Raw genomic sequence first — 24,606 nt, forward strand, 5'->3', positions numbered from 1 at the left:
CGTCCTCGCCGCCCGCCGTTCTTCGAGTCGAAGGGACGCGAGTGGTGGAGCAGATCCAACGACTGGGGGTCGTGGGCGGCGGCCTCATGGGGTCCGGCATCGCCGAGGTGGGCGCCCGTGCCGGGCTCGACGTGGTGGTTTCCGAGGTGGACGACTCGGCCGCGGAGGCGGCGAGTTCGCGGATCCGGAAATCGCTGGACCGCGCCGTCCGCAGCGGAAAGCTGGAGGAGGGCGACCGGGACGCGGCGCTCGGGCGGCTGCGTTTCGCCACGAGCCTGGCCGAGCACGCGGACCGGCAGCTGGTCGTCGAGGCCGTGGCGGAGAATCCCGAGGTCAAAAGTTCGGTGTTCGGCGAGCTGGACCGGGTGGTCACGGATGAGGAGGCGATACTGGCCTCGAACACCTCCTCGATCCCGATCGCGCAGCTGTCCGCGGCCACCAACCGCCCGGGCAAGGTGCTCGGTATCCACTTCTTCAACCCGGTCCCGGTGTTGAAACTGGTCGAGCTGGTCCCCTCACTGGTCACCGAGGAGAACACGGTGGAGCGGGCCGCGGCTTTCGCGGTCGACCAGCTGGGCAAGCAGGCGATCCGCGCGCGGGACCGGGCCGGTTTCGTGGTCAATGCCCTGCTGGTTCCGTACCTGCTCTCGGCCGTCAGGATGTTCGAGAGCGGTTTCGCCTCGGCCGAGGACATCGACAACGGCATGGTGCTGGGGTGCGCCCACCCGATGGGACCGTTGACCCTGGCCGACATGGTCGGGCTGGACACGGTCGTCGCCATCGCCGACTCGATGTACGCCGAGTACAGGGACCCGAACCACGCGGCGCCGCCGCTGTTGCGGCGGATGGTAGACGCCGGGCTGTACGGCAAGAAGTCGGGCAGGGGCTTCTACAGCTATTCCTGAGCGGAGTTCCGCAGCGCGCCGCCCCCTGTGGCCCAATTTTGCCTATAACTGGACGTTGTCCACAGGGGGCGCGACGAGCGGAGACCGGGTCGGTGCCCGAGTGACGTCGTGCTCACGGCTCCGTTCGGGTCTCCGCTCCGGCGCTCCCGCCGGAGCTCTGCCCGGGGGCTTGCCGGTCGGTGCCGACCGTTTCGCGCAACGAATCCACGGCGTGCTGCCGGTGCGCGTGCAACAACCGAACGAGTTCGGCGCCGTCGCGGTCACGTGCGGTCCGCACGATCTCCTCGTGCTCGTCGAGCACCCTGGAGCGGTTGTCCGCGGAGTTGTAGTACACGGCGCGGTAGGCGTCGGTGGTGTCCCACAGCGTGCGGATCACGCGCATCAACCGCGGCATCCCGGCAGGCTCCAGCAGGGCGAAGTGGAACCTGCGATTGGCCGCGATCATCTCGACCAGGTCGTCGCGCTCGGCCGCGTCGATCACCGCGCGGTGCTCCTGCTCGACGCGCTCCAGCTCCGTCGCTCCGTAACGTTCCACCGCCAGGGACGCGGCCTCGGACTCCAGCAACTCGCGCAGCCGGTAGACCTCCAGCAGGTCGGTCAGCGAGAGCTCGGTCACCGTGTAACCGCGGTGCGGGCGGTAGACCACCTGCCCCTCGGCCTCGAGGATCTTCAGAGCCTCCCGCAGCGGCACGCGGCTGACTCCGAGACCGCGAGCCACGCTGTCCTGTCTTATGGGCTGGTTGGGCAGGAGTTCGCGCGCAAGGATCGCCCTGCGCAGCTCGGCGAGGACGAACTGCTGGGTGGTAGGCGGTCGTGACATCGGATCCTCGTGAGTCGGCGTCGACACGGGTCGATCCCCGGAACCGGACACCCCGAAGCCGTGTTCCCGGAACTTGACCGATGCGGTCGAGCGGGGGACTCCGCGCATGTTCTGTCCGGGTTGACCGATGACTGCCCGACTGTATATTGGATCCAACTTTGCGTCGATGCAAGCCGTCCAGCCCGGTCGACGAGTGTGGAAAGGTCAGAGCCGAATGACGCGGACGCTGCCGCTGGAGGGAGTGCTGGTCGCCGACTTCAGCCGGGTGCTCGCGGGGCCCTACGCGACGATGATGCTCGCTGATCTCGGGGCCACCGTCGTCAAGGTGGAACGCCCGGAAACCGGGGACGACACCCGCGCCTGGGGTCCCCCGTGGACGGATGTGAGCTCCTCGTACTTCGAATCCCTGAACAGGGGGAAGCGCAGCGTCACCCTCGACCTGGCCGTCGAGGAGGACCGCGCCGCCGCCGTCGAACTCGCCAACAGGGCGGACGTCCTGGTGGAGAACCACAAACCGGGGGCGCTGAAGCGCTTCGGGCTGGACTACCCGGCGCTCAGCGTCGACAACCCCGGCCTGCTCTACGCCTCGATCTCCGGGTTCGGCAGCGCCGAAGGGGCGGACCTGGCCGGGTACGACTTCGTGGTGCAGGCGGTGGGCGGCCTGATGAGCATCACCGGAGACCCGGGCGGCCCGCCGACCAAGGTCGGGGTGGCCGTCGTCGACGTGCTCACCGGCAAGGACGCGGCGCTGGGGATCATGGCCGCGCTGCGGCAGCGCGAGGCGACCGGACGGGGGCAGCACATCGAGGTCAACCTGCTTTCCAGCCTGCTGTCCGGTCTGGTGAATCAAGCCGGAGGTTTCCTCGCCACCGGCGAGAGCCCCGAACGCATGGGCAACCGGCATCCGAGCATCGCCCCTTACGAGACCCTGCGCTGCGAGGACGCCCTGCTCGCCGTTGCTGTGGGCAATGACGAGCAGTTCCGCCGGTTCACGGAGACCCTCGGACTGGTCGGTATGGCCGACGACACGCGGTTCGCCACGAACGCCGAGCGGGTGCGCAACAGGGAAGCGCTCGTCGTCGAACTGGAGAACGTGCTCGGGGCCAGGCCCGCCACCGCGTGGCAGCAACGTCTGCGGAGGGTGGGCATAGCCTGCGGACAGGTCAACGACCTCGCCGGTGCAGTGCGGTACGCGGAATCGCTCGGGCTCGACCCGACGGTCACCCCCGTCGGCGGCGGAACGCCCGGTGTGCGTTTTCCTGTCGACCTCCCCGGAGCGGCGAGGACCCTTCCGACCGCGCCTCCCGCGCTGGGGGAGCACAACGCCGAAGTGCTCGACTGGCTCTCCCGCCCGTATTCCCACCCCCTCGGTGGCCCCGAGCCGGAAACGCGGGTTCCCGACGCGCCCGAGAACGGGCCGAACATCCGAATCTCCTGATTTCGTTCTTGGAGGATGGAGCAGATGAACGCAGGAAAACGCCCCGACTTCGACCCGCGCGACCCGATCGGGATCGACGACGAGCTCAGCACCGAGCAACTGGCCATCAGGGACAGCGTTCGCGCGTTGTGCCGGGACCGCGTACGGCCGTACGTGGCCGACTGGTTCGAACGCGGCGAGCTTCCCCGGGCCCGTGAGCTGGCTCGGGAACTGGGTGAGCTCGGAGTGCTCGGTATGCACCTGGACGGGTACGGGTGCGCGGGGATGTCCGCCGTGGACTACGGGGTGGCCTGCGAGGAGCTCGAGGCCTGCGACTCCGGGCTGCGTTCGCTCGTCTCGGTGCAGGGGTCGCTGGCCATGTTCGCGATATGGCGCTGGGGCTCGGAGGAGCAGAAGCAGCACTGGTTGCCGAGGATGGCCGCGGGCGAGGCCATCGGCTGCTTCGGCCTGACCGAGCCGGATCACGGCTCGGACCCCTCCTCGATGCGGACCTCGGCACGCAGGGACGGCTCGGACTGGGTGCTCAACGGGCGCAAAATGTGGATCACCAACGGGACGATCGCCGACGTGGCCGTCGTCTGGGCCCGCACCGAAGAGGGCATCCGCGGTTTCGTGGTCCCGACCGACGCACCGGGGTTCGCGGCACCGGAGATCGAGCACAAGCTGTCCCTGCGCGCCTCGATAACCAGCGAACTCGTGCTCGACGACGTCCGGCTTCCCTCCGAGGCGGTGCTGCCGGAGGCCGTGGGACTGCGCGGGCCGCTGAGCTGCCTGAACGAGGCGCGCTACGGAATCGTGTGGGGAGCCAACGGGGCGGGGCGCAGCTGTCTGGAAACGGCGCTGGAGTACTCGACCACCCGCGAGCAGTTCGGCAAGCCCCTGGCGGGGCACCAGCTGACCCAGTCCAAGCTCGCGGACATGGCCGTGCGGGTGCAGAACGGACGACTGCTCGCGCTGCACCTCGGCAGGCGCAAGGACGCGGGGACTCTGCTCGCCCAGCAGGTCAGCTTCGGCAAGCTGGACAACGTGCGCGGTGCTCTCGAAGTCGCGCGCACCGCCAGGACCCTGCTCGGTGCCAACGGCATCTCGATGGAATACCCCATCATGCGCCACATGACCAATCTGGAGTCGGTGCTCACCTACGAGGGCACCTCCGAGATGCACGCGCTGACCATCGGCGCGGCCCTGACGGGAGTGGACGCCTTCCGGGGGTGAACGCCCCTCGCGGGCGGTTACGCCACGCAACCAGCTGGCGGGGTCCCGTCAAGGCCTGGTGCGCCCGTTCGGCCGTGGCAGCTCGCCGTGTTCTTCGGCGCGGCGGCGCCGAAACGCACCGTCCCGGAAACCGGCACCGCCGCGAGAGGTTCCGCCGGGCAACCGTCCAGTCAACCTGAGCGGAGCTCTCAACAGTACGGCGAGGGATCGGTCACTGCTCCGTTCGGAGGTGGGCCCTCGGGTGCTATGACGCGGTGGGCCCGGAGTCGACCGAACGGCAGGTGCGGTGATGGTCAGAGTTCCCGCGAGCGCGGCCGCGCGTACCGCGTACGGCCCCGGACGCGTGGTTCCGGCGGTCTCGGGAGTGGTCACCGTCGGCATACTTCCGGTGTTCCTCGTGGGAGGGCTCGGGGTGCAGCTGCAGGAGCGGCTCGACTTCGGGCCTGCCGTCCTCGGTCTGGGGGTCGCGGGCTTCTTCGCGGTCGCGGCCCTCTGCTCACGTCCCATGGGGTGGGTGGCCGAACGGATCGGGACGGTCACCTCGCTGCGGGTGGCCGCCACGGGCAGCTCGCTGTGTCTGCTGGGAACGGCCGTGGCACCGAACCGGTTCTGGCTGTTGGCGGTGCTCTGGCTCGCGGGGCTGCCGAACGCTCTCGGGCAGCCCGCCTCGAACTCGTTGATCGCCCGGTGCGTGCCCCTGCGCCACCGGGCCACGGCTTTCGGGATCAAGCAGGCCGCCATCCCCACGGCCACTCTCCTGTCCGGAGTGGCCGTGCCGACCGTCGCGCTGACGCTCGGTTGGCGCTGGGCGTTCGCGATGGCGGCGTTCGTCGGAGTGTGCGTCGTGCTGCTGTTGCCGGTTCGGGTGCGCTCGGAACAGCCCTCCGGGGCCGCCTCCACCGGAGGACGAGGCGGTTCCCCGGGGCGGGGAGTGCTGCTGTTGATCGCGACGGCCGCCGGGCTCGGATCGGCGGCGGCCAACTCACTGGGCTCCTTCGTGACCACCACGGGTGTGCACGTGGGGTTCACTCAGGCCTCCGCCGGCATGGTGCTGGTCGTGGGTTCCGCAGTGGGGCTCTGCATGCGGCTGGCGGTGGGGGTGCTGACCGACCGCAGGAACCCCGATCCGATCGTGCTGATCACGTTGATGCTGGTGATCGGTTCCGCGGGGTTCGCCCTCATGGCGTTCCCGGTCCCGCTCGTCTTCCCGCTGGGAGCCGTGATCGGTTTCGGAGCGGGGTGGGCCTGGCCGGGGCTGCTCAACTTCGCCGTGGCGGCGCTGTACCCCGGGCGCGTGGCCGGGGCCACCTCGATCAGTCAGACCGGGGTCTACATCGGTGGCAGCAGCGGACCGCTGCTGTTCGGAGTGCTGGCCTCTCACGCGGGTCTGTCCGCGGCGTGGATGGCCGCGGGGGGTGTCGCCGTGCTCGGCGCCGTGCTGCTGTGGCTCGCCAGGAGGAGCGTCGCGGCGGAGCGCTCCGGCTGAGAACGGCTCGCTCCGGAAACGGGTCGAGCGGACCCTTTTGCGTGCTATACCGCCGTAGAGGACCGGGTGGTTCTCATCGTCGCCCGCCCCGGTGCGGGGGTCGGGGCGCCACGAGGTCAACAGCCCCATGCCCGGTTCGAGCGGCTCGAAGTCGCCGAACAGGGTTTCGATCCACTCGATTCCGCGGGTGAACAGCGGATCGCTGCTCTCCGCGTAGAGCTGTCGCAGCGCTCTTCCGTGCTCGGGGGCGAGGCTCTCGGTGAAGTGCCCGAGGATCAGGTGGCTGCCCGCGGGAACGGCGTCCCGGTAGGAATCGACGACCGCGCGCGCCTCGACGCTGTCCGGCAGGAAGTGCAGCGTGCCGGTGAGCACCAGCGCGATGGGCTCGTTCGGGTCGATGAGCCGGCGCAGTTCGGGAGCGCTCAGCACGGCTTCCACGTCACGGCAGTCCGCGTGCAGCAGGGTCGTCCGCGGTTGTCCGGCGAGCAGGTGTGCTCCGTGCGTGGCCGTCAACGGCTCGTTGTCCACGTAGACCACACGGTGGTCACGGGTGATCCTGTTCGCTATCTCGTGGATGTGGCCCACCGTCGGCAGTCCGGAACCGAGGTCGACGAACTGCCGGATTCCGCAGGAGAGCGCGTGGTCGACGGCGCGGCGGAGGAAGTCCCTGCTCCTCCGGAAGGTGCCGGTGATCCCGGGCAGCGCCCGTTCGGCCCGTTCCACGAATCGTCGCTCGGCGCCGAAGTTGTGGCAGCCGCCGAGGAAGGCGTCGGCGATGCGAGCCGCGCACGGACGCGTCAGGTCCATTTCTCGCCTGTGGCGTGGGTTTTCCGTGGTCATTACCGCCTGCTTTCCCGAATCGCGCCGTGGAGCGTCACCCGGGGGGTGCCATCGGATACGGAAGGGGCGATCGTGGAACGGCTTCGTTGCGAATCCGAAGTGGACGCATCACGAAGGTGTGGCCGGAAACGTCCGACACCGCTCACCTGCCGTGCGAGTGGGCCGTCGGGTTGAACTCATAATGTAGTCATTTGATGACTAATAGTACTGCAACCCCGGAGTAACCGGGGAATGGCGTGTGTCACTTTTGCGCTTTCGCGCATCCGATCGAGCGACGGTTCGGTGCCTTCGCGGGAGAAACCCGGTCCGCTCCGGTCGGTGCACCGAGGTGGCCCCGCGGGCTCCCCCGGATGAGGTTCGGCCCCGATTCGCCGAGCGAACCGAGCCGCGAACTCGCCACGTAATATCCGCGTTACCTCCGTTCGGGAACTCATTGCTAGTTTTGCCGGAAGTGGCCGGTATCGGCGGTGCTCTGCCGGATGTGCGCCCTGCCCCGGTTCGTCCGGGCGGGGTCGTGTTCTCGGGCGGTTCCGGGGACGCGGCGCGGTGATTTTCCGCTCGTTTCCCGTCCGTGCCGGGAACGTCCGGGAAATCGAACGCGAAGGTGCGGATCGGAAGCGGTGCCGATGGGTGTGTTGCACGGTGAGGCCGTCGGTGAGACCGGAGCGGCTCCGGGAGGTCCCGGAAGGCTTCCGCGGCGCGCCGTGCTGCTCGACGTGGGGCTCGTGCTGGTTTTCGCGGCCTGTCACGTGCTCGTGATGTTCCTGTCGCCCCACCCGCGGGAGCCGTTCTGGTGGTGGTCGGTGCTGCTCAGCCTTCCCGCGTTCGGGTCCCTGCTGTTGCGGCGGTACCTGCCGTGGGTGAGCCTGAGCGTGCTCCTGGTAGTGATCATCCTGCTGACCTGGATCAACGAGCCGGTCGGGTCGTTGAACCTGGCCATTCTGGTCAGCGTGTACTCGGTTTGCGTCCGTGGTGGACTCCTGGCCACGCTGGGCGCGGGGGCCGCCGCCATGGCCTGGCCGGTGAGCAAGCTCCCGCTGATGTCGGCGGGCGCGGGAGCGGTGATGCTCTCCGGGGCACTGGCCAACCTGGTCATGGTGCTGGGCTGGGGCTGGTCGATGCGGGTCAAGCGAAGGCAGGCCGCTCAACTGGAACAGGCCGTCCAACTGCTCGACGAGGCGCGGGACCAGCTCGCCGAAGAGGCGGCCACCGTCGAACGGGCCCGGATCGCCAGGGAGTTCCACGACATCGTCTCGCACAATCTTTCCGTGGTGGCCCTGCGGGCCGGGGTGGCGCGCTCTCTCGTCGACGAGGACCGCGAACACGCGCGGGAGACCCTGCGGGAGCTGGAGCAGACCTCGCGCTCCTCGCTGGAGCAGATGCGTCAGCTGCTGGGGGCGTTGCGCACCGCTCCCGACCAGTCCACATCGGCCGACTTCGTCACCGAGGAGCCGGAGCGGGCCGAACGACGGCCTTCCCCGGGGCTGGACCAGCTGGACGAGCTGATCGATTCGGTGCGTGGCACGGGGGTCGCCTGGCGGCTGGAGCGTTGTGGAGAAGTGCGGGACCTGGGACCGGGGGTCGAGATGACGGCTTACCGGATCGTCCAGGAGGCCGTGACCAACGTGCTCAAACACGCCGGGGCCGGCTACGCGCGGGTGCTGGTGAAGTACCAGCGGGATCAGCTGACGATCGAGGTGAGCAACCACGCCACTGATTCGTTCATCGGGGGAGGTGGCCCGATCTCCGCCATTCGGGCGGAGGGAGGGGGAGAGAGCGCCGCGGAGGAGCACCGGGGGGCGGCCGGGCATGGTCTGATCGGTCTCCGCGAGCGCGTGTCGTTGCTCGGAGGGGCGCTTACCGCACACCCTGTTCCGAATGGGTTTCATTTGTCGGCCGTGCTACCGTGCCCCGAAACTTCGGGCCCGACGTGAGCCTGAGGAGGTCCGCTGGCGATGACAGAGTCGATCACGAACGTGCTGGTCGCCGATGACCAGGCGATGATTCGTGGCGGTCTGGTGGCCCTGCTGTCAGCCGAGTCGGACCTGCGCGTGCTGGCCGAGGCCGACGACGGTCAGGCCGCCGTGGCGGCGGTCCGGCGTCGCAGACCCGATGTCGTCCTCATGGACGTGCGGATGCCCGGGCTGGACGGCATCGCCGCTGCTCGCGAGATCGTCGAAAGCACCGGCGGCAACACGGCTGTCGTCATGCTGACCGTCTACGACCTCGATGAATACGTTTACTCGGCACTGCGCGCCGGGGCGAGCGGTTTCCTGCTCAAGGACGCGCCTCCCGAGGAACTCGTCCGAGCGGTGCGCACCGTCGCCGCGGGGGACGCCCTGCTGGCCCCCAGCGTGACGCGCCGACTGCTGCACAGATTCGCCTCCCTCGAGGTGCGCGAGGCCTCCAGCGAGCTGGCCGCGCTCACCGAGCGTGAGCGGGACGTGCTGCTCGAGGTCTCCCGAGGTGGTTCCAACGCCGACATCGCGGCCAATCTGGGACTGGCCGAGCTGACGGTGAAATCGCACGTCTACCACGTGATGCAGAAGCTCAACCTCAGTTCCCGCACCCAGCTGGTGATCACCGCGTACGAGACCGGGCTGGTCTGCCCCGGCCGGGACGGCGCGACGAGCGAACCGTTCGGTGGGGTGGGGGCGGCCGTGCGGAACTCCCGGGGCGAGAGCGCCTGATCCCGGGCCGGTCTGCTGCGCGTCGTCGCCCGGCCCCGGACCCTCGCGAGGTGTGGCTCCCGAGCGGGTGAGCTCCGCGGCAGGCTCCGCCCGGTCGTGACCCGGTCACCGCTCGGTCCGCCGGCGAACGCCGTTGATGTAATGAGGGCATGGATTCCCCGGGGCAGTTACGTGTCGGTCTGCTCGGTTACGGCTTGGCCGGGGCGGCGTTCCACGCGCCGCTGATCAAGGCGGAACCGCGTACGCGACTGGAAGCGGTGGTGACCGGCAGCGCGCAACGTGCCGAGCAGGTGCGACAGGATCATCCGGACGCGCGGGTGCACGCGCGGGCCGAGCAGCTCTTCGAGAACGCCGACGAGTTGGATCTGGTGGTCGTGGCCACTCCGAACAGCAGCCACGCCGAGCTGGCGAGTCGCGCGATCGAGGCAGGGCTGCCCGTGGTGGTGGACAAGCCGCTGACCCCGACCCTCGAACAGGCTCGGGAACTGATCGTCCGCGCCCGCGAACGCGGGGTACTGCTGACGGTGTTCCAGAACCGGCGCTGGGACAGCGACATGCTCACCCTGGGCGAGGTCCTCGGTTCGGGGGAGCTGGGCGGGGTTCACCGTTTCGAGTCCCGGTTCGAACGCTGGGTTCCCACGCCCAAGGACTCCTGGAGGGACAGCGGCGGCCCCGAGGAGGCGGCCGGAGTGCTCTACGACCTCGGCAGCCATCTCATCGATCAGGCGACGTACCTGTTCGGCGGGGTGGACTCCGTGTACGCGGAGATGAAGACGCTCCGTTCCGGTGTGGCGGCCGACGACGACGCCTTCGTGGCGCTCGAGCACTCCGGCGGTGTGATCAGTCATCTCTGGACTGGAAAACTGGCCGCTCAGTACGGTCCCCGTTTCCGGGTGCTCGGTGATCGTGGCGCGTTCACCAAGTACGGGACGGATCCGCAGGAAGCGGCGCTTCGCGCCGGAGGGCTGCCGGGCGACCCCGGTTGGGGGGTCGAGTCCGAGGAGACCCGGGCCGTGGTCGGAGTGGGCTCCGAAGCGCGTTCCCGCCCGAGCGAACCGGGACGTTATCAGGACTTCTACGCCGGAGTGGCCTCCGCGCTGGAGTCCGGAACCGCCGCCCCCGTGGCTGCCGAGGACGCCGCGCGCGGATTGGCGATCATCGAAGCGGCTCGGCGTTCGGCCCGGAACCGCTCGGTCGAGGCACCGGTGGATCCCGGCGTTTCCGGGGCGGAAGCCTGACGGGGTCCTCCGGAGCCGGGGCCGTGCCGCGGTCGCCTCTCCGGTGAGGTTCTCCGGATCCGCCATGAGCTCCGTACCGGCGGCCACTTCCGGGGACGGAAGTGGCCGCCCCCGCGCGGTCCCGCCCGCCGTGAACCACGGTCTCCCTCTTTCAGGGGACCTCCCGGAGGGTTGCCGACATCATTCCGCGCTCGCCTATACCGTGGTCGACAGGTCGATGCGCTTTCCGAAGCACGATGTCGCGCAATCAGATTCCCGCTTCTCGGTACGCCGCGAAACGCGCGTTCGTGAGCGGCCCCCTTCTTCGGGACATCCGGGGTGATTGCTGGTGAACAGTCTTGCCGTCTTCGTGATGGTGGCCACGGGGACCATGAGTTCGATCGTGACCGCGTTGGTGGCGATGAGCTGGGTGGAGCAGCGGTGGGTGGGAACCGTTCCGTTCACCCCCACTCGGGTGGGTGAAAAACCCGCCACGGAGAGTTCGCCCTCCGTGGCCGGGACGCCGACCGAGTCAGCCCCTTCCGAGTCGTCCCCACCCGAACCGAGCGGTGAGAACACGCCGGGGACCGGTTCGTGGTTTCCGGGACCGGTGGTCCCGTCCCCCCGGAGCCCCTCTCCGGCAGGCGGGGCCGTCAACGTGACGAGCGCTTCGCCCGCCCGGCGGAGCGGTGAACGCGCGTGGTCACCGCGCGCAGCGGTGATGAGCCGCTCGGGGAGGACGGCGGCGGGAAGAGCGGGAAGCGAGTCCACCGACGTTCGCGGGTTGGCGCTGTCCGGGGTCTGCGTGGCCGTGGTGCTGGTCTGCGTGCTGACTCAGCGGGGGGTCCGGTCACCGATGCGCGGTCGGTGACCGGCGCCACGACCGGGAGCCCGCTCAGGAGGACACCTCGAAATCGGCGAAGTCGAATCCGGGGGACACCACACAGCTGACCAGGGTCTCCTCCGCGGAGGACGCGGGTTCGGCGCACTGCCAGGTCCCGGCGGGAACCAGGAACTGGGGACTGTGACCCGCCGGGAGGTCCGGGCCCAGCGTGACGGTCTCCGCCCGTGCGTCCGGATGTTCACCCCGGGCCGCGGTGGACAGCAGCAGTGGGCTTCCGCCGTGCCACATCCACAGCTCGTCCGAGCGCACCGAATGCCAGCGTGAACGCTCCCCGGGAGTGAGCAGGTAGTAGATGGAGGTGGCGCTCGGGCGTTCGCCACGATCCGTGAGCAACGCTTTCTCCGCGCAGGTCCAGGTGCGGCGGTACCAGCCACCCTCCGGGTGCGGGAGCAGGTCGAGACGCTGCGCGGTTTCTCCGCGGTTCTCGAAAGCCACGAACTCGCCGTGCACGTCGCGGCGCGCGTAACGGACGCCGCGAACGGCGGCGCGGTCCAACGGGCCGTAGACGTGCGGGAACGGGGTTTCCGGGGGCACCCCCTCCGGCGGGCGCGGGGTGGGGGGCTCCCAGCGGACGGGGCTGGACAGCTCGGCGGGATCCAGTTCGAGCAGCACCAGCTGCTCCTCAGCGGAACGGTACATCCCGTTGGCCACGGCCAGCGTGGTCTCCGGGTCCGGGGAACAGTGCACGAACCCCTCGTGCTCCAGCGAGTCGGCCGTGATCGGACTCGTGCTCTCCGAGCGGTACTCCCGCAACGGCAGCAGGTGAAACAGCGTCGTTGTGGTCACGCATCAGAGTATCTCCGGGGCGCCACACGAAGCGAAACAGTCCTCCCCGAGTGCCCGCGCGGTTCGGGCCAGTGCTTGCTCGCCCGGTCCGGTCGTCAGCCGAGCGGCGGAGCCGCGCACTCTCCGATGCTCTCCACGGGCCGCGAAGAACTTCCCCCGGCGGGTAACCTGCCGTCTCCGGAGGAGATCAGCCGTTGACCGAAACCCGACCAGTGACTGGGAGTGCCATGCTGGGTGACAGCGCACAGGGCCCTGAGGACGCCGCGAACAGCTCGGATACCGGCATCGCCGTCGCGGTACTGGACGACTACCAGAACGTCGCGCGCGAGTACGGAGACTGGAAGAGCCTGCCCGGGAACACCGAAGTGGTGGTGTTCGACGAGCACATCGCCGATCGCGACGAGCTCGTGCGCAGGCTCGGACGTTTCGACGTCGTAGCGGTTATGCGGGAGCGGACCGCGTTCCCCCGGGAGGTTATTGAAGCGCTTCCCAAGTTGAGCTTGCTGGTCACAACCGGCATGGGCAATGCGGCCATTGACATGGATGCGGCGACCGAGCACGGGGTCACCGTCTGCGGGACCGGGAACGGTTCCGCCACAGGAGGTGACTGGGCTCCCACCGCGGAACTCACCTGGGGGCTGATCCTCGCGCTGGCTCGGGGGATTCCGCGGGAGGACCGCGCGGTGCGCACGGGGGGATGGCAGCACACCATCGGCGTCGACCTGGCGGGACGAACCCTCGGAGTGCTCGGGCTGGGACGTCTCGGCGGGCAGGTCGCCGCCGTCGGACGCGCCTTCGGCATGGAGGTGCTGGCCTTCAGCGAGAACCTCACGGAGGAGCGGGCGAGCGAGTTCGGGGCCCGGGCGGTCGGGAAGCGGGAGCTGTTCTCGGCCTCCGACGTGGTCACGATCCACATGCGACTGAGCGAGCGCACCCGAGGGCTGGTCGGTCGTCCGGAGATCGACGCCATAGGACCGGACGGCTACCTGATCAACACCTCCCGCGGTCCGATCGTGGACGAGCCGGAACTGCTCGCCGCGTTGCACGAGGGCCGCATGGGCGGCGCGGGGATCGACGTCTACGAGCGCGAACCGCTCCCGGCCGACGATCCCTGGCGCAGCGCGCCGCGCACGGTGCTCACCCCGCACATCGGTTATGTCAGCGAAACCACCTACCGCGCGTTCTACACCGAGACGGTGGAGGACATCCGCCGGTTCCTGGAGGGGAGCCCCGTGCGGGTGCTCAACGGTGGCTGACGGCGGACCGCCGGTCCGGTGCCCCGGGGGAGCGGACCCCGTCCGGGCGGTGCCCTGACGCCTCGGAGGGCCAACCGGCGCCCGGCTGCCCGGTGAAGTCCGGACAGCCGGGACGCCCACCGCGCCCGAACGGCGAACTCCGATCAGAGTTCGTCGGCGAGCCCGCGCACCCGTTCGATCAACCGCGTCCGCTCGACCGCGGAACCGGCCAGCGGGGTCACGTTGAGGGTGGTCACGCCGGACTCCCTGAACGCGGCGAGTCGTTCGCGCACGTGCCCCTCGGTGCCGATCAACGAGGTCTTGGTCAGGAGTTCCCGGGGAACCGCCGCCGCGGCTTCGTCCTTCTTCCCGTCGAGGTACAGGTCCTGGATGCGCTCGGCCTCGGCCTCGTAACCGTAGCGGCGGGCCAGGTTGTTGTAGAAGTTCTTGCCCTTGGCTCCCATGCCGCCGATGTAGAGGGCGAGCATGGGACGCATCGAGTCGAGCAGCTCGTCGAGGTCCTCGCCGATGGCCAGCGGGGCCTGCACCACCGTGTCCAGCTCCCCGAGAGCGGGATCCCGCTTGGTTTTCCCGGTGGCCAGGGACTCCCCCCACACCTCGTTCGCCTTCTCGGGCACGTAGAAGATCGGTTCCCAGGCCTCGGCGATCTCCGCGGTCATGGCCACGTTCTTCGGGCCGATGGCGGCGATCATGATCGGTATGCGTTCCCGGACCGGGTGGTTGACGAGTTTGAGCGGCTTGCCGAGGCCGGTGCCCTCTTCCTCCGGGAGGGGGATGTTGTAGTTCTTGCCCTCGTGGGTCAGCTTTTCCCTGCGCCACACCTTGCGGCAGATATCCACGATCTCGCGCGTGCGCCCGAGGGGAGCCTGGTACGGCAGCCCGTGGAACCCTTCGATCACCTGCGGTCCCGACGCGCCCATCCCCAGGGTGAACCGACCGTCGGACACGTAGTCCAGCCCGGCCGCGGTCATCGCCGTGAGCGTCGGCGTGCGGGTGTATATCTGCAGGATTCCGGAGGCGATCTCCAGTCGTTGCGTGCGAGCCGCGATGAATCCCATCTGGCTGACCGCGTCGAAGGAGTACGCCTCAGGGACGTAGACGATGTCCAGCCCGGCCTTTTCGTGGTCGACGAGCTCGTCGACGGTCTCTTTGAAGCCCCCGCTGAAACTCAGCGGCATACCGATACGCATGTCTCTCGCTCTCTGCCGGGGATCGGTCCCGCTCTGCGCGTAGTGTCCGCGACCCGGAGTGGTTCGACGGATCGCGCACAGGTTACCGGCGAGTACGGCAGTTGGGCAGTCCCTGTGCGCGGTCGTCCCTCCCCGCGGCCGGGAGTCGTGCTCGACGAGGGCGCGTCGCCACCCACCGGGAAACGAGCACGAAGGTGGGAACTCCCCCCTTCGGGGGACGGTGTCTTCCGAAAAGCGCGATCAGTACAAGTAGCGTTGAGCACCGCGGAAACGGCAGCGACCGCGGAGGGACGCATCGTGACACTCGTAGTGCATATCCTGATTACGGCGGTGGCCGTGTGGGCCACCACCGCTCTGCCCGGCATCACCCTCGGAGACCCGGGAGACCCCACCCAAGGAGTAGCGGACCAGGCGCTGACGCTGCTCGTGGTGGCCGTGGTGTTCGGGATCGTCAACGCCGTGCTCAAACCCGTGGCCAAAACACTGGGGTGCGTGCTCTACGTCCTCACCCTCGGCCTGTTCGGTCTCGTGGTGAACGCCTTGCTGTTCTGGTTGACCGGTTGGTTGGCCACGAGGCTGGACCTGCCGTTCCACGTGGACGGCTTCTGGGCGGCGTTCTGGGGAGCGATCGTCGTCACCGTGGTCAGCAGCCTTCTGCACGCGATCGTGCGGCGGGTCGCCTCTGTCGACGACTGAAGGCTTCACACGGGGCGGTCTGCGCGGTGGGACGGGTGGCTGGCCCCTCGGCGCGGAGGCGCGGAGGGACCGGCCCCGCGATGGCTCAGTCCGGCGTCTTGCGCCGGATGCGGGTGGCGATCTCCCTGCCGATCACCAGGGAAGCGGTGGCCGCGGGGGACGGTGCGTTGAGCACGTGCACCCAGTGGGCGTCCTCGGTGATCAGGAAGTCGTCCACCAGCGTCCCGTCGGGCCTGACCGCCTGCGCCCGTACTCCGGCGGGGGCCGGGACCAGATCGGAGGAGCGGACGCGCGGGGCCAGCTTGCGGGCGGCGCGCACGAACAGCGGTTTGGCCAGCGAACGGGCCACTTCGGCGAGACCGGGGCGCCAGTACCTGCGTGCCAGGGCGCGCAGTCCCGGATCCCCCGCGAGTTCGCGGACGTGGGCGGCGGACCGGTCCCGGCGCTCGTAGCCCTCACGTGCCGGGGCGAGTACGGCGTTCGGTCCCACGTGCAGGCTTCCGTCGAGCATCCGGGTCAGATGCACCCCGAGAAACGGGAAGGCCGGGTCCGGCACCGGATACACCAGCGAGTGCACCGCGAGGTCGCTGGACGCGGAGCTCTCGTAGTACTCGCCCCGGAAGGGCAGGATCCGCACCGGAACGTCGCCACCGGCCAGGTGGGCGACCCGATCGCTGTGCAGACCGGCGCAGTTGACCGCCCTCCGCGTGCGGATCTCTCCGGACGTGGTGGACAGGACCAGCTCGTCGCCCGTCGACGTGCTGCTCAGCAGCTCCGTGCCCGTGCGCAGTTCCACGCCGGCCTCGGACAGCAGCTCGGCCAGCTTGCGGCACACCGCGGCGAAATCCGTCACGCCCGCTTCGGGGACGAACAGCGCCCGGACGCCGCTGATCTCGGGCTCGCGCTCCCGCAGCCGCGCGCCGTCCAGCTCGCTGACACCCACCCCGTTGGCCCTGCCGCGGCGGGCGAGTTCCTCCAGAGCGGGCAGTTCGCGCTCCTCGGTGGCCACCACCACCTTGCCGGTTCGTTCGACGGGCACCCCGTGGCGAGCGCAGAACTCGTACATCTCCTCGCCTCCGGCACGTGCCAGCCGTGCCTTGGAACTCCCGGGGCTGTAGTACAGGCCGCTGTGGATCACCCCGGAATTCCGCCCGCTCTGGTGCGCCGCCCACGAGAGCTCCTTGTCGATGACGGTGACCCTCGTGTTCCCACGTCCTCCGGTGCCCGTGATGGCTAGGGCGTACGCGGTGGCCAGTCCGACGATGCCTCCGCCGACGACCGTCACGTCCCTGGTGGCTGTCATGCCGCACATCCTTGCCGAGTCGCGTCCTCGGGAAAAGGGGCCCCGTACCACCGCACCGCCGAGGTGTCTCCGGTGAGTGCCGCGAGGACGGCCCCCGACGTTGTGCAGGCGCGTACCCGACGTCGGGGACCGGCGCGGCCGGACGTCGTCCGAGGTCCGCTCGTCAGCACCACTCACGTGAAGCGAGCCGACGAAGTCTCCTTGCGCAAGGGGACCGGTTGCCACCAGGTGACCCAGCGCCAGACCCACTCGAACGGACCGTAGCGGAACTTCTTCAACCACAGGTTGCTCGCGATCGCTTGCACCGCAAGGATCCCGACGCACAGCGCCAGTAATCCGCCCCAGTGGTTCGACTGCCACAGGCCGATCAGGTGACCGGTCGGAACGAACATCAGAGTGGCGCCCACGTAGTTCGTCAGTGCCATCCTCCCCAGCGGTTCCAACGCGCTCGAGATTCGTTTGCCCGTGGACGTGCGGAGCACGAGCAGCAATCCGGTGGCGTAGACCGCGGCCAGGCACAGTCCGGCGATCGCGGACGAGCGGGTGAATCCGGCGGAGAGTGGCTCCTGTTCCTGCCAGATCAGGCCACTGGTGGCCAGCACCAGTGACACGCAGAAGGCGGTGGCGAGTCCGGTGGAGCTTTGTTCGACCCGGTGCAGCAGACCGGTTCGCCCGATGACGAATCCCGCGAGCAGCATCCCGGGAACCAGGGCGAGCCCGCCGCTGGCGACAGCGACTCCCGCGGCGGTCAGACCACCTGCCAGCAGGCCGTTGAGCCACAGCGGAGCCCGGTTGAGCGGCAGGAGGAGCACGAGCCCGCCGAGCCCGTAGTACAGCAGTGCCTCTCCCGGCTGCAACAGGTGGTGCAGGGCGCCGAGAGCGACGAGGAACAGCAGTCTTCTGGCCAACACCGCTCCGGGGGGTCTGTTCCTGTCCTGCGCGCTGCGCAGCACCAGAGCGAAGCTGATGCCGAAAAGGAGCGAGAACAAGGGGAAGAAGCGCTGCTGAACGAGCAGGTCCAGCGTGTGCTTCACGGGCTGTACCGCACCGTCGGTTATCCCGGTCATTCTCATGACTGGGGGGACGTTGACGAATATGATCCCGCAGAGAGCGAAACCGCGCAGCGCGTCGAGCTCGGTCATTCTGGTCGTGAGGTTCGTCGTCGGTTCGTCGGCTCGGGCAGCGGGGTCCTCGGGTGCGGAGCCCGGGGGATGTTCCTCCGGCGAGCCTTCCGCTCCGTCCGGCTTCCCCCGGTGCGCACCGGGAACGGATCCGTTCATGCGTCCCAGTCTGGGCGAGGACCTCCGCGCGGGGGACGGCAATTCGGTCGGAAGGTCCCGGCCGATCGGCCGATATCCTCCGACCGAGGGGCTCGGCCGGAAGAACGATTTGGCTTTTCGCCCCGCTCGGCTTTCGGCCGGGCGAAACCAGCGATCGTTTCGACTCCCGCGGGGCGGGGGTGCGTACTTACTCGCGGGATTCGTTCGTGCGGAGGGCGGAATCGCTTCCGAGCGGAGCGGTGGTAACCTTTCGTGTCTTTCCGGACACGGAAAGTGCGCAGCTGTTCGAAATTGCGTCCCGGTGCCGATTTGCCGGGCAGTGGTTCACCGTGTCACTTTCCCCGGTGGGAATCACGGAAACTCGGATCACGGAAACCGTGGACGAGTGCCGGGCCGTTGTCGCGGGATCGCGCGCCCGGTGTGGTGGGCGACGGACACCACCGGTGGAATGCGGGAGGCGGTGCCTCCCGCCTGGCGGTGGGGAAATTCCGGAGTCAGCCGGTTTCCGCGCGCCGTGGCGAGAATGACAACGATCCGGCCGCCCGGAAGGTGCTCCCGAGCGGCCGGATCATGTGAGTGGGCGATGCTGGGTTCGAACCAGCGACCTCTTCGGTGTGAACGAAGCGCTCTCCCGCTGAGCTAATCGCCCGTGTTCTGTTCGTCCTCGCCGTCCCCTGTCAGCGACAGCCAAAAGCTTACACGATCGTTCTCAGGGGCCGAACAGGGGGGAGGTCAACCACGGCCAGTTCAGCCCTAACAGGTTTCCGAGCAGGGAGAACGCCCCGATCGCCCAGAGAGTGGCCAGGACGATCAGGCCGGTGGTTCCCATGATCGTCAGTTTGACGACGAGGTGCTGGCGGGAGAGCCAGCGGACCCAGCGGTGGTAGTGGTGCCTGGCGAACATGTTCACCTGGTGTGCCCAGGCGAATTCGGTGGCCAGCAACCCCAGTCCCGCGAACACGCACAACCAGCCCGGTCCGGGGTAGGGGATCATCACGATGCCGACGACGAGCACCAGGCCGCCGGTGAGCCCCAGGGTGAAGCGGTACAGCGCGTTCAGGCCGCGCTTGGCACGAATCCTCTCCCTGCGCGCCCGCAAGCGCTCACGCAGCTCGTGCAGCCGGGTGCGCAGGGCCGAAGTGGCTCGCTGGGGGGTTGCCCGGTGTTGTCGCGAGTCGGGTTCCGCCGTCCTGTTCAGAACACACCTGCCAGCTTCAGGGGTCTTCTCTCCGGTCTCGTCCGCGGGGGCGAGGCCGCGATCCTTCGGTCTCTCAGCTTACGGAGTGCCACCTCGTCTGTAAGGTGGACGTGTCGGCTGTTCCGCAGTCCGGTGCGCCGGGGCCGGCGGTTCCGGGGTCCGCGCCGGGGCCTGCGAGCGGAGTGCTCCGCGGGTGTAACCCGAGGATAGCGCTCGTTCGTCCGGTGTCGCGTCGATCTCGCGCGCACGGGGCAGGCCATCTCACACTGTGACCCCGCTCTCTTTTTCGAGGGGCGTTTCAGGCGTGAAAGCTCGACTTCGGAGTATTTGATATTCGCCCGTTTCGGTGAATGTTTGTGGTGTGCCTCTCGCGGGGCACTTGTGTGAAACGGCCTGTCGTATAAGTATCGACTATCCTGAAAACAGCGCCCCGTGGTGGCCGCGGGAGACGGATCGTGATTTCGAGCGTTGCGGTGGTCGTTTCGGGGTGTTGACAACGGGTTCGTGCCATGTCCGGCCGAGGAACGGCCGTGTGTGGGTGTGAGATCCGAAAGGAAGTATCACGTTGATATCGGAACCGGTGCGGTTCCCGAATACGTGGTCAGCGCACTCGGTGGTTTTCTTCGTTGGTGTCGGGCGGTGAGAGCCGTGTTGATGAATCTCGGGGATCCGCCTCGGCCACCTGGGTTGTCGGTTACTCTGCGGAGTTCACCGGTAGCTCAGCGAATTAATTTTCCCCCGTGTGGGTGATCTGTTCGTGAGTGGCGAGCGAACGAACCCGGACAGCCGTCACAACTGTGTTGCTCGGTCGATTTTCACAGAGACCGGGAGGGAGCAAGGAAGGCGAGGACGATGCGCAACGATCATGTGACCCTTCGCTCGACAGCGGTGTTCGATCTGCTGGCGCCGCAGACGCCTGCTGTGCCCGTTCAGGTGGAGCTGCGCTACGACACCCGCGATCCGTACGCCGTGGTGGCCGCGTTCCGCACCGGCCGCGCCGGATGGGTCGAGTGGGTTTTCGCGCGCGACCTGCTGGCCGACGGGTTGATCGCTTACGCGGGTGAGGGAGACGTGGCCATCCGGCCGGCGGCGGACGACCCCGAGGTGGTGGTGATCGAGCTCAGTTCGCCCTCCGGGCACGCCGTGTTCGAGGCGTCGGCCCAGGAGCTGGCGGATTTCCTCGACCGCACCTACGACGTGGTCGTGCCGGGCAACGAGAGCCTGTGGGTCAGTATCGACGAAGCGCTGACCAGGCTGCTTCCGCACGACCTTTCGTGATCCCCGGTGCGGTGGGGGCGGTTCCGGTGGGGCCGTGGTCGTCGAACGGGCCCCCCGGTTTGATCGCCGTTCAGGGCGTGGTCTAGAGTTTTTGGTGCAACACGGCGGAACGGCCGAGGCGAACTTCGGCCCCGTCGTGAGTGCGGATGTAGCGCAGCGGTAGCGCATCAGCTTGCCAAGCTGAGGGTCGCGGGTTCGAATCCCGTCATCCGCTCTGGTGCCACCTGATTCCGGCGTTGCCGGTCGCGGGTGGGTTCGGCGGAGTGGCCGAGTGGCTTAGGCAAGGGCCTGCAAAGCCCTGTACGCGGGTTCGATTCCCGCCTCCGCCTCGCGCGATTAGCTCAGCGGGAGAGCGCTACCTTGACACGGTAGAGGTCGCTGGTTCGATCCCAGCATCGCGCACCGGTTCGGCCATTTTCCGTCCGTGTCCTTCGAGGCCGCAGCTGCCGTGTGGGTGGCTGCGGCCTCCTCGCGTTTCGATCCCGCTGCTGCGAGGTTCGGGACGCGGAGTGCCGGGACGACGACGGTGCCGGGCCCGGTGCTGCCGACCTCGGCGACGAGGGCTTCGCGCTTGGCTGCTCGGGTGCGGTCGAGTTGCCTCCGCTCGCCGAGCAGGCCATCGATCCACGCAGCGCATGCGGAGTGCGCCGCACACGTCGGTGTCCGGGCCCGCTCGCGGTCGCGGTCTTCGGGTTCCGTGGGGACGAGGAGCGCAGCCCGTCGGGTCCGGCCCCGGGGCGGATGGTGGTCCCGGCAGCTGTGACCGGCACCGAACCTCGTATGTGGCCGGTACCGCGCACCACGGCCCCCGTGAGGTTCTCGGGGTGAGCACGTGGGTTCTCATCCTGGTGTGTGAGTTGCCGGGGTGCTCGTACCCTCCGGAGCATGTCCACCGTTTCTAACCACGAATTCGAGTGCCTGCGCCGGTGTGCGGAACTGGCGGAGGACGCGCTGCGTGCCGGGGACGAACCGTTCGGTTCGGTGCTCGTGGCCGCCGACGGGACCGTACTCGCCGAGGAACGCAATCGTGTGTCGAGCGGGGACGACACACGGCACCCCGAATTCGCCCTGGCCCGCTGGTCCGCCGAGCACCTGACACGGCCGCAGCGAGCGGCTGCCACCGTCTTCACCTCGGGTGAGCACTGCCCGATGTGCGCCGCCGCCCACGGCTGGGCCGGCTTGGGGCGGATCGTCTACATCGTCTCCTCGGAACAGCTGGGGGAGTGGTTGGACGAGCTGGGTGCTCCCGTTGCCCCGGTGGCAGCGCTGCCGATAGGGGAGGTGGTCCCGGCGCTCCGGGTGGAGGGTCCGGTGCCGGAACTCGTCGACCGGGTTCGCGAGCTGCACGTCCGCTACCACGGCGGAACCGGTGGGCTCCGGTGACCGCGTGACGTGGAGACCGGACCCCGGGGACGGCCGTCCGTCCCCGGGGTCCGTCGCGGTCCGAGGGCCGCGGGTGAGAAGCCGAACGAGCCCGTTCAGCGGGTGAGCAGGGAACGCAGGAAGAAGCCGATGTTGGCCGGCCGCTCCGCCAGCCTGCGCATGAAGTAGCCGTACCACTCCTGGCCGTACGGAACGTAGACGCGCAGCCGGTCACCGTTCTCCGCCATGCGCTGCTGCTCGCCGGGGCGGATGCCGTAGAGCATCTGGAACTCGTAGCTCTCCTTCGCGCGTCCGGCGCTTCCGGCGAGCTCGGAGGCGATACGCACCATGCGTGGATCGTGCGTGGCCACCATCGGGTAGCCCTGCCCGTTCATCAGGGCGCGCAGGCAGCGCACGTAGGACCTGTCGACCTCGTGCTTGTCCTGGAAGGCCACCGAGGCCGGTTCGGAGTAGGCGCCCTTGCACAGCCGGACCCTGGAACCCTCGTTCGCCAGATCACGGCAGTCCTGCTCGGTGCGGTGCAGGTACGCCTGCAGCACGGCCCCCACCCAGGGAAAGTCCACCCGCAGGTCGGAAAGCGTCCGCAGGGTCGTGTCCGTGGTGGTGTGGTCCTCCATGTCCAGGGTGACCGTGGTGCCCGCCTCGGCCGCGGACTCGCAGATCCGGCGGGCGTTGTCCAGCGCGATCTTCTCGCCGTCGGCGGCCAGCTGTTGCCCCACCGCGGAGAGCTTCACGGACACCTCGGCGCGGTGCGCCAGGCCGGCCCGCCGCAGTTCCGAGAGCAACCCCTGGTAGGCCAGCACCGTCTCGTTCGCCTGCCGGGCGTCGGTGGTGTCCTCGCCGAGGTGGTCGAGGGTCACGTGCAGGCCCTTGTCGGCCAGCCGACCGGTCACCCCGATCGCCGCCGAGGTGTCGGAGCCCGCGACGAAGCGGTCGACGACCGTGCGGGTCAGCGGATTGGCCTCCACCAGCCGACGTACCGCACTGGAACGGGCCGCGGCCAGCATCGTGGTGCGCAGCATCTTGTCTCCTCGTGGATGCGGGCGCGAGGCCCGTCCGGGACGTCCTCCCGGACGGGCCTCGGGTCAGCCCTGGTGCGGGTAGGTGTGGTTGGTGGGCGCGTCGAAGGTTTCCTTGACGGCGCGCGGGTTCACCCAGCGTTGGATGTTGAACATCGAACCGGCCTTGTCGTTCGTGCCCGAGGCACGACCGCCGCCGAAGGGCTGACGTCCCACGATGGAGCCGGTGGGCTTGTCGTTGACGTAGAAGTTGCCCGCGGCGTGCCGCAGCCGGTGGTGCGCCTGCTGGATGGCGTCCCGGTCCGTGGCGAAGACCGCTCCGGTCAGCGCGTAGGGGCTGGTCTCGTCGACGGTGTCCAGGATCTCGGAGTAGCGGTTGTCGTCGTAGACGTGCACGGCCATGATCGGGCCGAAGTACTCCGTGGTGAACGCCTCGTCGTGCGGATCGCTGCCCAGCAGCACCGTGGGCTGGACGAAGTAGCCGACCGAGTCGTCGTACTCACCGCCGGCCAGGACCTCCAGCGAGGGTTCGGTCGCCACCCGGTCGATGGCGGCCTTGTGCTTGGCGAAGGCGCGGGAGTCGATCACCGCCGCGCCGAAGTGCCCGAAGTCGGTGGGGTCGCCGTAGGTGATGTCGCTGGTCGCGGCGATCAGGTCCTCGCGGAGTCCGGACTCCCACAACGATCGGGGGACGTAGGCGCGGGAGGCCGCGGAGCACTTCTGCCCCTGGTACTCGAAGGCCCCGCGCACCAGCGCGGTGACGAGCTTGGCCGGGTCCGCCGAGGGGTGCGCCACGACGAAGTCCTTCCCGCCCGTCTCGCCGACGATGCGGGGGTACGTGCGGTAGTTGTCCAGGTTCTCCCCGATGGTCTTCCACAGCTTCTTGAAGGTTCCGGTGGAACCGGTGAAGTGCAGTCCGGCCAGGTCCGGATCGGTGAGCGCGACCTCGCCGACGGCCTGTCCGTCCCCGGTGACCATGTTGACGACTCCCGGGGGCAGCCCGGCCGCCTCCAGCATCCGCATCGTGTAGTGCGCGGCGAACTGCTGGGTCGGAGTCGGTTTCCAGACCACGGTGTTGCCCATCAGGGCGGGGGCCGTCGGCAGGTTCGCCGCGATGGCGGAGAAGTTGAAGGGGGTTATCGCTGTGACGAACCCGTCCAGCGGGCGGTACTCCATGCGGTTCCACTCGCCCGGCACGGAGTTGGGCTGCTCGGCGAGCACGCGCCGTGCGAAGTGCACGTTGAACCGCAGGAAGTCGGCCATCTCGCAGACCGCTTCGATCTCGGCCTGGTGCACCGACTTGGACTGGCCGAGCATGGTCGCGCCGTTGATGGTGTCCCGCCACGGGCCGGACAGCAGGTCGGCGGCACGCAGCATCACGGCGGCGCGCTCGTCGAACGGCGTGTTCGCCCATTCCTCGGAGGCGTCCTTGGCAGCGCGCACCGCTTCGGCCACGTCCTCGTTGGTGGCCTGTGCGCAGACGCCCAGAACGTGGGAGTGGTTGTGCGGTTCCACAACATCGAACCGCTCACCGCCGGCCATGCGCTGTTTGCCCGCGATGGTCATGGTGAGTTCCACGGGTTCGGACCGGAGCTCGGCGAGGCGCCGTTGCAGGGACTGTCGCTCGGCCGTTCCCTCGGCATAGGACTTGACCGGCTCATTGGCCGGCACGGGGACCGAAGTGATGGCATCCATGGCCGTT

The 24,606-nt window shown here is 68.8% G+C and carries 20 protein-coding genes, 4 tRNA genes and 1 pseudogene; 15 read left to right on the top strand and 10 right to left on the bottom strand.

Translation table 11 applies throughout. The features are described 5' to 3' along the window. The first annotated feature begins 44 nt into the window (after positions 1-44). Entirely contained in the window at positions 45-905 is an 861-nt protein-coding gene (locus FHR84_RS00785; protein WP_343075157.1) for a 3-hydroxybutyryl-CoA dehydrogenase, read from the top strand. 112 nt (positions 906-1,017) lie between these two features. On the opposite strand, the gene FHR84_RS00790 is transcribed toward FHR84_RS00785, so the two are convergent. Continuing rightward, complete coding sequence (locus FHR84_RS00790) at positions 1,018-1,725, bottom strand: GntR family transcriptional regulator (RefSeq protein ID WP_179533486.1); 708 nt, start codon at positions 1,723-1,725, stop codon at positions 1,018-1,020. A gap of 214 nt (positions 1,726-1,939) precedes the next feature. On the opposite strand from FHR84_RS00790, the gene FHR84_RS00795 reads away from it, so the two are divergent. The 3 genes from FHR84_RS00795 (at position 1,940) to FHR84_RS00805 (ending at position 5,864) form a co-directional block, all read left to right on the top strand. Further along, the gene (locus FHR84_RS00795; RefSeq protein WP_179533487.1) at positions 1,940-3,163 is read left to right on the top strand and encodes a CaiB/BaiF CoA transferase family protein; all 1,224 of its coding nucleotides are present in this window, start codon (positions 1,940-1,942) and stop codon (positions 3,161-3,163) included. Between the two features lie 24 nt (positions 3,164-3,187). Further along, entirely contained in the window at positions 3,188-4,378 is a 1,191-nt protein-coding gene (locus tag FHR84_RS00800; protein WP_179533488.1) for an acyl-CoA dehydrogenase family protein, read from the top strand. Positions 4,379-4,667: 289 nt separating this feature from the next. After that, positions 4,668-5,864: an MFS transporter gene (locus FHR84_RS00805; RefSeq protein WP_179533489.1), complete on the top strand. Its 1,197-nt coding sequence runs from the start codon at positions 4,668-4,670 to the stop codon at positions 5,862-5,864. A 96-nt stretch (positions 5,865-5,960) separates the two neighbouring features. On the opposite strand, the pseudogene FHR84_RS00810 reads toward FHR84_RS00805, so the two are convergent. Then, positions 5,961-6,704 (bottom strand): annotated as a pseudogene (locus FHR84_RS00810) (SAM-dependent methyltransferase); the annotation flags it as partial. Between the two features lie 626 nt (positions 6,705-7,330). On the opposite strand from FHR84_RS00810, the gene FHR84_RS00815 reads away from it, so the two are divergent. The 4 genes from FHR84_RS00815 to FHR84_RS00830 all read left to right on the top strand — a co-directional run bounded on the left by FHR84_RS00815 (position 7,331) and on the right by FHR84_RS00830 (position 11,482). Further along, positions 7,331-8,638 carry a sensor histidine kinase gene (locus FHR84_RS00815; protein WP_179533490.1) on the top strand — a complete coding sequence of 436 codons (1,308 nt, stop codon included), beginning with the start codon at positions 7,331-7,333 and terminating at the stop codon, positions 8,636-8,638. 21 nt (positions 8,639-8,659) lie between these two features. Beyond that, positions 8,660-9,394, top strand: coding sequence for a response regulator (locus FHR84_RS00820; RefSeq protein ID WP_179533491.1), 735 nt, complete (start codon positions 8,660-8,662; stop codon positions 9,392-9,394). 149 nt (positions 9,395-9,543) lie between these two features. Then, complete coding sequence (locus FHR84_RS00825; RefSeq protein WP_179533492.1) at positions 9,544-10,632, top strand: Gfo/Idh/MocA family oxidoreductase; 1,089 nt, start codon at positions 9,544-9,546, stop codon at positions 10,630-10,632. Positions 10,633-10,960: 328 nt separating this feature from the next. Beyond that, positions 10,961-11,482: a hypothetical protein gene (locus FHR84_RS00830; RefSeq protein ID WP_179533493.1), complete on the top strand. Its 522-nt coding sequence runs from the start codon at positions 10,961-10,963 to the stop codon at positions 11,480-11,482. A gap of 24 nt (positions 11,483-11,506) precedes the next feature. Here FHR84_RS00830 and FHR84_RS00835 read toward each other — a convergent pair whose 3' ends face one another. Beyond that, a complete protein-coding gene (locus tag FHR84_RS00835; RefSeq protein WP_179533494.1) occupies positions 11,507-12,301 on the bottom strand; it encodes a cupin domain-containing protein in 795 nt (264 codons plus the stop codon). A gap of 227 nt (positions 12,302-12,528) precedes the next feature. Here FHR84_RS00835 and FHR84_RS00840 point away from each other — a divergent pair, with 227 nt between their 5' ends. Further along, positions 12,529-13,557 carry a D-2-hydroxyacid dehydrogenase family protein gene (locus FHR84_RS00840; protein ID WP_179533495.1) on the top strand — a complete coding sequence of 343 codons (1,029 nt, stop codon included), beginning with the start codon at positions 12,529-12,531 and terminating at the stop codon, positions 13,555-13,557. A gap of 143 nt (positions 13,558-13,700) precedes the next feature. On the opposite strand, the gene FHR84_RS00845 is transcribed toward FHR84_RS00840, so the two are convergent. Beyond that, positions 13,701-14,747 (bottom strand): LLM class F420-dependent oxidoreductase, encoded by a 1,047-nt coding sequence (locus FHR84_RS00845; protein ID WP_179533496.1) that lies wholly within the window; start codon positions 14,745-14,747, stop codon positions 13,701-13,703. Positions 14,748-15,044: 297 nt separating this feature from the next. Between FHR84_RS00845 and FHR84_RS00850 the strand changes: the two genes are divergently transcribed. Further along, positions 15,045-15,443 (top strand): phage holin family protein, encoded by a 399-nt coding sequence (locus tag FHR84_RS00850; RefSeq protein ID WP_179533497.1) that lies wholly within the window; start codon positions 15,045-15,047, stop codon positions 15,441-15,443. 85 nt (positions 15,444-15,528) lie between these two features. Here the strand turns inward: FHR84_RS00850 and lhgO are convergent, their stop codons facing one another. The 4 genes from lhgO to FHR84_RS00870 all read right to left on the bottom strand — a co-directional run bounded on the left by lhgO (position 15,529) and on the right by FHR84_RS00870 (position 19,125). Continuing rightward, positions 15,529-16,746, bottom strand: a complete 1,218-nt coding sequence (lhgO, locus tag FHR84_RS00855; RefSeq protein WP_179533498.1) for an L-2-hydroxyglutarate oxidase — start codon at positions 16,744-16,746, stop codon at positions 15,529-15,531. A gap of 173 nt (positions 16,747-16,919) precedes the next feature. Next, entirely contained in the window at positions 16,920-18,026 is a 1,107-nt protein-coding gene (locus FHR84_RS00860; RefSeq protein ID WP_179533499.1) for a DUF418 domain-containing protein, read from the bottom strand. Between the two features lie 577 nt (positions 18,027-18,603). Continuing rightward, a tRNA-Val gene (locus FHR84_RS00865) sits at positions 18,604-18,675 on the bottom strand. Positions 18,676-18,735: 60 nt separating this feature from the next. Then, positions 18,736-19,125, bottom strand: coding sequence for a TIGR02611 family protein (locus FHR84_RS00870; protein ID WP_218861856.1), 390 nt, complete (start codon positions 19,123-19,125; stop codon positions 18,736-18,738). A 951-nt stretch (positions 19,126-20,076) separates the two neighbouring features. Between FHR84_RS00870 and FHR84_RS00875 the strand changes: the two genes are divergently transcribed. From FHR84_RS00875 to FHR84_RS00895, 5 genes are all read left to right on the top strand, one after another. Next, a complete protein-coding gene (locus FHR84_RS00875) occupies positions 20,077-20,502 on the top strand; it encodes an SsgA family sporulation/cell division regulator (RefSeq protein ID WP_017976071.1) in 426 nt (141 codons plus the stop codon). A gap of 142 nt (positions 20,503-20,644) precedes the next feature. Then, positions 20,645-20,716, top strand: a tRNA-Gly gene (locus tag FHR84_RS00880). 43 nt (positions 20,717-20,759) lie between these two features. Continuing rightward, a tRNA-Cys gene (locus FHR84_RS00885) sits at positions 20,760-20,831 on the top strand. A gap of 1 nt (position 20,832) precedes the next feature. Then, positions 20,833-20,904: transfer RNA gene (locus FHR84_RS00890), tRNA-Val, on the top strand. A gap of 483 nt (positions 20,905-21,387) precedes the next feature. Beyond that, the gene (locus FHR84_RS00895; protein ID WP_179533500.1) at positions 21,388-21,885 is read left to right on the top strand and encodes a nucleoside deaminase; all 498 of its coding nucleotides are present in this window, start codon (positions 21,388-21,390) and stop codon (positions 21,883-21,885) included. Positions 21,886-21,980: 95 nt separating this feature from the next. Here the strand turns inward: FHR84_RS00895 and FHR84_RS00900 are convergent, their stop codons facing one another. Both FHR84_RS00900 and pruA read right to left on the bottom strand, forming a co-directional pair. Beyond that, a complete protein-coding gene (locus FHR84_RS00900; protein WP_179533501.1) occupies positions 21,981-22,907 on the bottom strand; it encodes a proline dehydrogenase family protein in 927 nt (308 codons plus the stop codon). 63 nt (positions 22,908-22,970) lie between these two features. Continuing rightward, entirely contained in the window at positions 22,971-24,599 is a 1,629-nt protein-coding gene (pruA, locus tag FHR84_RS00905; protein ID WP_179533502.1) for an L-glutamate gamma-semialdehyde dehydrogenase, read from the bottom strand. Positions 24,600-24,606 lie beyond the last annotated feature (7 nt).

The sequence above is a fragment of the Actinopolyspora biskrensis genome, assembly GCF_013408175.1.
In the GTDB taxonomy this organism is placed as follows: Bacteria; Actinomycetota; Actinomycetes; order Mycobacteriales; family Pseudonocardiaceae; genus Actinopolyspora; species Actinopolyspora biskrensis.